This is a genomic window from Endozoicomonas sp. SESOKO1 (genome assembly GCF_024606265.1).
Taxonomy (GTDB): Bacteria; Pseudomonadota; Gammaproteobacteria; order Pseudomonadales; family Endozoicomonadaceae; genus Endozoicomonas.
In genome coordinates this window covers 1-5,739 of the sequence record NZ_JAHHPP010000392.1, presented here as the reverse complement: position 1 = coordinate 5,739, position 5,739 = coordinate 1, and the positions used below count along the sequence as shown (strand labels likewise).

Here is a 5,739-nt window from a genome sequence, read left to right as displayed (position 1 = left end):
AATTAACGTGGTATTAGAACCTAATGGCGAAAACCCCCATTTTCCGTGTAATTTTTCAAAATCAGGGCGAAGTGTTTGAAATCTATGCCCGGCAGATCTTCCAGAGTGAACTCTGGGGCTTTATTGAGGTTGAGGAGTTTGTCTTCGGCGAGCGAAGTCAGCTGCTGGTTGACCCGGGTGAGGAGAAACTGAAGGCAGCCTTTGAAGGGGTAAAGCGCAGTTACATTCCACTGAACACCATTATTCGTATTGATGAGGTGGAAAAAGAGGGGACTGGCAAGGTCTCCGAAGCAAAAGGTGATAATGTCCGACCTTTTCCCGCAATGCCCCATTTGCCTTCCAGGGATTAAAGCCGCAGGATTCCCACGCAGCGCGTGGGAATCCCGGGTCGACTTCTCTTTTCAGATGGCGTTAACCAACAGTGGGCGGCCAAAAGCCGTCAACTCCCTGTTGATCGTCAGACAGACACCTGATTGTTTTGATACCGGTTTTTAAACAGTAGATACAGGCCGCTGCTCAGCAGCAGGTTGCCCAGTCCAATCAGGTACCGGAATAAATCCAGCCTCAGATAGCCAGCGAGTGTGCCCTTGGTACCGATGATCAGTGCACCGGTAAAATAGCTGGCAACAGAGGCAATGATCAGCCACTTCGGACCGGACTCCATTGATGAGCGTAATAGCAGATATGACGCGAAAATCAGCAGAACAGCCATTTGCAGGTCACGGTAAATGATGTCTGCCCCAAACCATCGACAGACTTCGTAAACGATGCACACGCCCAATATCAGCCTGCCCCACGCTGCCCGGCTCCAGCTGCTGACGGTAACACCAAGGCAGGTAGCGATGCCGGTCAATGGCGGGGCAAGAAACATGGCGGCATTCACCAGCATGTCGTGGGGGCCTGACCAGGCACTGGAGATACCATAACGCAGGCTGCCAGTAATGGATGCCAGTGCCATTAGCAGGAATCCAAACAGTGCTGCAGTGGCAGAAACGCGATGCACTTCAGCAAAACTCTTCTGCTGAGCCATAAGGAAAACAGCAAAAAGGCAGGCAAAAGCCAGCACTGCATCGGAAATGGCCAGAGAACTCATAGTTTGCAAGACGGTGTAACCATTGAATTATTTTCTACCTGGAAATGACGAGGCAGGATAGTCATACCCCGTTCTCTATCTGCTGAATCAGTTCAGCAGGGCAAATGCTTTTTCTGCCGCCTTCAAGGTGGCGTCCAGTTCTGCCTGACCGTGGGCAATGGATATGAATCCGGCCTCAAATGCTGAGGGTGCCAAGTATACGCCATTATCCAGCATGCCATGGAAAAATTTGGCATAACGGTCGGTATTACACGACATTACTTTGGTAAAGCTGTCTATGGTGTTGCCGACGCTGTACTGATCTGTGAAAAATAGACCAAACATGCCGCCTGCCTGGGATGTGGTGAAAGGTATACCGGCGGCTTCTGCTTTTTCCCTGAGACCGGTCAGAAGTGCAGCGGTTTTCTCCGTCAGGGCTTTATGAAAGCCATGGGTGGAGAGGTTTTCCAGGGTGGCCAGACCGGCAGCCATGGCCAGAGGGTTACCAGAGAGTGTTCCGGCCTGGTACACAGGGCCCAGTGGCGCCAGGTGCTCCATAATGTCCCTTCGACCACCAAAAGCGCCCACTGGCAGGCCACCGCCAATAATTTTACCCAGTGTTGTCAGGTCGGGTTTTACGCCGTAATAGGCCTGGGCTCCACCGAGGGCAACACGGAAACCTGTCATAACTTCATCAAATATAAGAATAGTGTCGTATTCATCACACAGCTTGCGCAACCCTTCCAGAAAGCCCGGCACGGGTGGAATGCAGTTCATGTTGCCAGCCACCGGTTCAATGATGATGCAGGCAATGTCATGGCCAACCAGTTTGAAGGTTTCTTCAACCTCGGCAAGGTTGTTGTAGGCCAGGGTAATGGTTTTTTCGGCCAGCGCAGCGGGAACGCCCGGAGAGTTGGGCACGCCCAGAGTCAGGGCTCCGGAACCGGCTTTTACCAGCAGGGAATCAGAGTGGCCATGGTAGCAGCCTTCAAACTTGACGATTCGATCACGACCGGTGAAGCCACGGGCCAGGCGAATGGCACTCATGGTCGCTTCGGTACCGGAGTTGACCATGCGCAGAAGCTCCATGGAGGGAACCATCTCCCGTACCCTCTTGGCCAGCCGGGTTTCCAGCTCCGTTGGTGCCCCAAAGCTCAGGCCGGCAAGTGCCTGGTCACGCACGGCTGCAATCACATCCGGGTGGTTGTGACCCAGGATCATGGGCCCCCAGGAGCCGATGTAGTCAATATATTCCCGGCCATCCACATCATAAAGATGAGCGCCACGGGCTTTTTTAAAAAAGATGGGCTTGCCGCCAACGCCTTTAAAGGCTCTGACCGGTGAGTTGACTCCCCCGGGGATGACCGTCTGGGCATCGGCAAAAAGTTCTTCAGAACGAGACATGGTGTAAATTCCTTAAAAACAGGCTGTGCCGCTATTTTTTATTTTGCGATTGGGGCAGGTTAAACAGCTTTACGCTGTGTATCGTTAAACAGAGCCATAAAATTCTGTGAACGTTCCCGGATATTCTGTGCCGCAAACAGGTTATTAACGACGGCAACCATATCAGCGCCGGCAGAAATTACCTCAGAGGCATTGTCCATTGTGATGCCGCCAATGGCGACGATGGGCAGGTCAAACAGTTCCCGGGCTTCAGCAAGAATGGGCAGCTCTGCATTTTTTGCATCGGGTTTGGTTCGGGAGGGGAAGAATTTGCCAAAGGCTATATAGTCGGCACCCTGTTCAACGGCGACCCTTGCCTTTTCGAGAGAGTTCTCACAGCTGGTACCGATAATGGCGTAATCACCCAGCCGCTCCCTGGCATGGGCAAGACTTTGATCCTGCTGGCCAAGGTGAACACCATCAGCTTCTACATCAAGTGCCAACTCAATGTCATCATTGATGATCAGCAGGGCCTGATATTGATGGCAGAGAACCTTCAATGCACCAGCCTGTCGCAGTCTTTTACCGGAATCGAGGCTTTTATCGCGGTATTGAAGGACTTTCATACCGCCTGTCAGGGCTTGTTCTACCGTCTCGATCAGTATTCTGTCATCGGGTTGCAGTTGACTATCGGTAATACCGTACAGGCCGTGAAATCTATGCATGGTCCATACCCAATTATTAAATATGCGGCAGAGTATACCAGTTAATTGCCCTTGTCTTTAGGGGACGTTCATTATTAACCATGAGACCAGCATTGATTGTACTAGCAAAGGTCAGGCTTTCCCGATAACGCATCGGAATCGATAGCAACACACTCACTGCCTGATGAGTTTTTTTCGCTGGTTTCGGGAGTGGCTTCACCCACTGAGCAGAGAATGCCGGCAACCGTATTGCCAACAACATTGGTGACCGTGCAACCCGCATCGGTAATCCGGTCAGTGGCAAGAATAATCGCCATGGCCTCAACTGGCAGACCCATGGTGTGTAACAGTACACCGGTAGAGACGGCTGCTCCGCCGGGAATGCCTCCGGTAGCGACGGCCAGAAGAAAGGTAGTGAAGCCCATGGTGCCCATTTCCAGAAGGTTCAGGTCAACATGCCAGGCATTGGCCACAAACAGGGCGGCAACGCTCATATAGATAGCAGAACCGGACATATTAATCGTTGCTCCCAAAGGAACCGTGAAGCCGGCGATATGTTCCGGGACTTTGAACTTTTCGATCAGTGTCTGGTAAGTGATAGGAATGGAGGCGTTGGAACTGGCGGTCGAGAGGGCAAAAATTACCTGTTCACGGGTGTGGCGGATAAACACCAGCGGGGAACGTTTAATGACCAGCCCGATCAGTACCGGATAAATGACAAACAGCCAAAGGCCCATAATAAGCAGGCAGGTCAGTACATAGGAAAGCACACTTAAAATGCTGCTGCCGTTCAAGGTGGCGGCCAGTTTGGCGGTCAGAAAGAAAACCCCATAGGGCGCCATGCTCATGACCATGCCAATCAGCTTCATCATCACGCTGTTCGCCAGGGAAATGGCATTGCTGACACTGTGGGTTTCGTGGTTTTCCAGCTTCTTTATGGCAATACCGGTAATGATTGCCATAAAGAGAATTTGCAGAATATTGCCTTCTACCAACGCCTGAAAAGGGTTCACCGGCACCACATTAATAATCATCGCCAGCAGGGATGGGAGTTCAGACTGGCCAGAGCGAACCAGTTGATCAACGTGACCAAGATTGGCTCCGGTGCCCGGCGCAATCATCAATGTGATAATAATGGCTGACAGGATGGCAAAAAATGTATTGCCCAGGTAGATGCCAAAGGTTTTAACCCCCAGTCTACCCACCTGAGTGATATCATTAACGCTGCACACGGCGTGGGCAATGGAGACAAAAATCAGGGGGACAACCAGCATTTTTATCATTGCCACGAACATCACGCCAACGGCGTGAAAGAGGCCATTGACCAGGTACTCCTGAACAACTCCTTCGGGAGAGACAGCCAACTGGATAATAATGCCAGTGACCATTCCCAGTATCAGGGCAAACAGTATATGGGGGGCTAGATTTTTCTGCATCGTACATCCTCCACTCAACATAACAGTGAATCGGCTCTGCTGATTAATGCCCCCATTACTTATTTGGAACGCTTTAACAGTAACAAGTTCCCATAAAAGATTAAAAAATGGTGGTTTTTTAGGGTAAGTTCCTATTTTAGATGAAAATTATTGAATTTCCTGAAGGTGCGCCATGACCGGATTTTGAAGAGATTCGAACGGTAGATGGTGGTGTGTTAATTACCAATCCTGTGTTGGCTGGCGACTCAAGTTGCCTGTGATTATTGTTCAATAGAAACAGGGTAGGCAACAAGTTGACTACCCTTTATCCTGATTACCAGATTTCAGGCTTATTCATCGCCTTGACACATTGTGGTTTACCATTCACTGGCTCAATCGTCTTGCTGACCAGCGACTGGCCTAACCAGCCTTCCGGATGGGACAGTGGCAGTGGTGCCCTGATCACGGCTTCACTGACCGGCGCAAACCCGGTTCGCGAATAATAGTTGGGATCACCGTAGGTAAATACCAACTCTGTGCCATTGTCTTTTAAGTTGCTCAGGCCAAAGTTAATCAATGCCTGACCGGTACCCTTGCCCTGGCAATCAGTGCTGACAGCAACTGGTGACAGCAGAAAAGCATCGATACCATTGTCAAAGGTTAACCGTGAAAAGATAATGCAGCCGACAATCTGCGCGCCATGATGATGATCCCGGGCAACAAAAACAAAGAGATCATTGTTGTCTGTTGTGTTCATTAACTCATAGGCAAGGTTGCCGACCATTGTTCCTTCGCCCTCACTTTCCGAGTCTGTAAATGTTCTGGTAAAAAGATCTCTGATCTCGTCAATTTCGCCTGGATCGTAAACTGAAAACTCCACTCATAGCCTCCAAATCAATTACATTGCACCTGCCTGTTTCTGGACAGGTAGCACGATAAAACATGAAGTTATGGTCAGGTCAAGCAAAGTGAAGAAAAAAAGTTAAATGAATATAAGTGAACTGGCAATAGCCAGCATGGTCAGGCCCACAAAGCATTCTGTCAGCCCTGTTTTTTGATTACTGATGTGATCGCAGCCAGCCATCCGAATATGGAATTAAAGAATTAATGGGGAGGGGAAGAACCATACAACGATAAATCTGTCGAAGTTCAAATATCACTCGTT

Annotated in this window: 6 protein-coding genes; 1 reads left to right on the top strand and 5 read right to left on the bottom strand. The window is 50.1% G+C overall.

Annotated elements, in window-relative coordinates:
- Positions 1-23: 23 nt before the first annotated feature.
- Entirely contained in the window at positions 24-350 is a 327-nt protein-coding gene (locus tag KDK13_RS17980; protein WP_257286373.1) for a DUF1820 family protein, read from the top strand.
- 107 nt (positions 351-457) lie between these two features.
- On the opposite strand, the gene KDK13_RS17975 is transcribed toward KDK13_RS17980, so the two are convergent.
- From KDK13_RS17975 to KDK13_RS17955, 5 genes are all read right to left on the bottom strand, one after another.
- A complete protein-coding gene (locus tag KDK13_RS17975) occupies positions 458-1,102 on the bottom strand; it encodes a hypothetical protein (protein ID WP_257286372.1) in 645 nt (214 codons plus the stop codon).
- A 78-nt stretch (positions 1,103-1,180) separates the two neighbouring features.
- Entirely contained in the window at positions 1,181-2,476 is a 1,296-nt protein-coding gene (gene hemL, locus KDK13_RS17970; protein WP_257286371.1) for a glutamate-1-semialdehyde 2,1-aminomutase, read from the bottom strand.
- 59 nt (positions 2,477-2,535) lie between these two features.
- On the bottom strand, positions 2,536-3,180 hold the full coding sequence (gene thiE / locus KDK13_RS17965; RefSeq protein WP_257286370.1) for a thiamine phosphate synthase: 645 nt from the start codon (positions 3,178-3,180) through the stop codon (positions 2,536-2,538).
- 101 nt (positions 3,181-3,281) lie between these two features.
- Entirely contained in the window at positions 3,282-4,595 is a 1,314-nt protein-coding gene (locus tag KDK13_RS17960) for a dicarboxylate/amino acid:cation symporter (RefSeq protein WP_257286369.1), read from the bottom strand.
- A 313-nt stretch (positions 4,596-4,908) separates the two neighbouring features.
- Positions 4,909-5,454, bottom strand: coding sequence for a GNAT family N-acetyltransferase (locus KDK13_RS17955; RefSeq protein WP_257286368.1), 546 nt, complete (start codon positions 5,452-5,454; stop codon positions 4,909-4,911).
- Positions 5,455-5,739: the final 285 nt, after the last annotated feature.

Coding starts and splice junctions, on each gene's coding strand:
- thiE (WP_257286370.1), bottom strand. CDS start 3,180: ATGCATAGATTTCACGGCCTGTACGGTATTACCGATAGTCAACTGCAA.
- KDK13_RS17960 (WP_257286369.1), bottom strand. CDS start 4,595: ATGCAGAAAAATCTAGCCCCCCATATACTGTTTGCCCTGATACTGGGA.
- KDK13_RS17980 (WP_257286373.1), top strand. CDS start 24: ATGGCGAAAACCCCCATTTTCCGTGTAATTTTTCAAAATCAGGGCGAA.
- hemL (WP_257286371.1), bottom strand. CDS start 2,476: ATGTCTCGTTCTGAAGAACTTTTTGCCGATGCCCAGACGGTCATCCCC.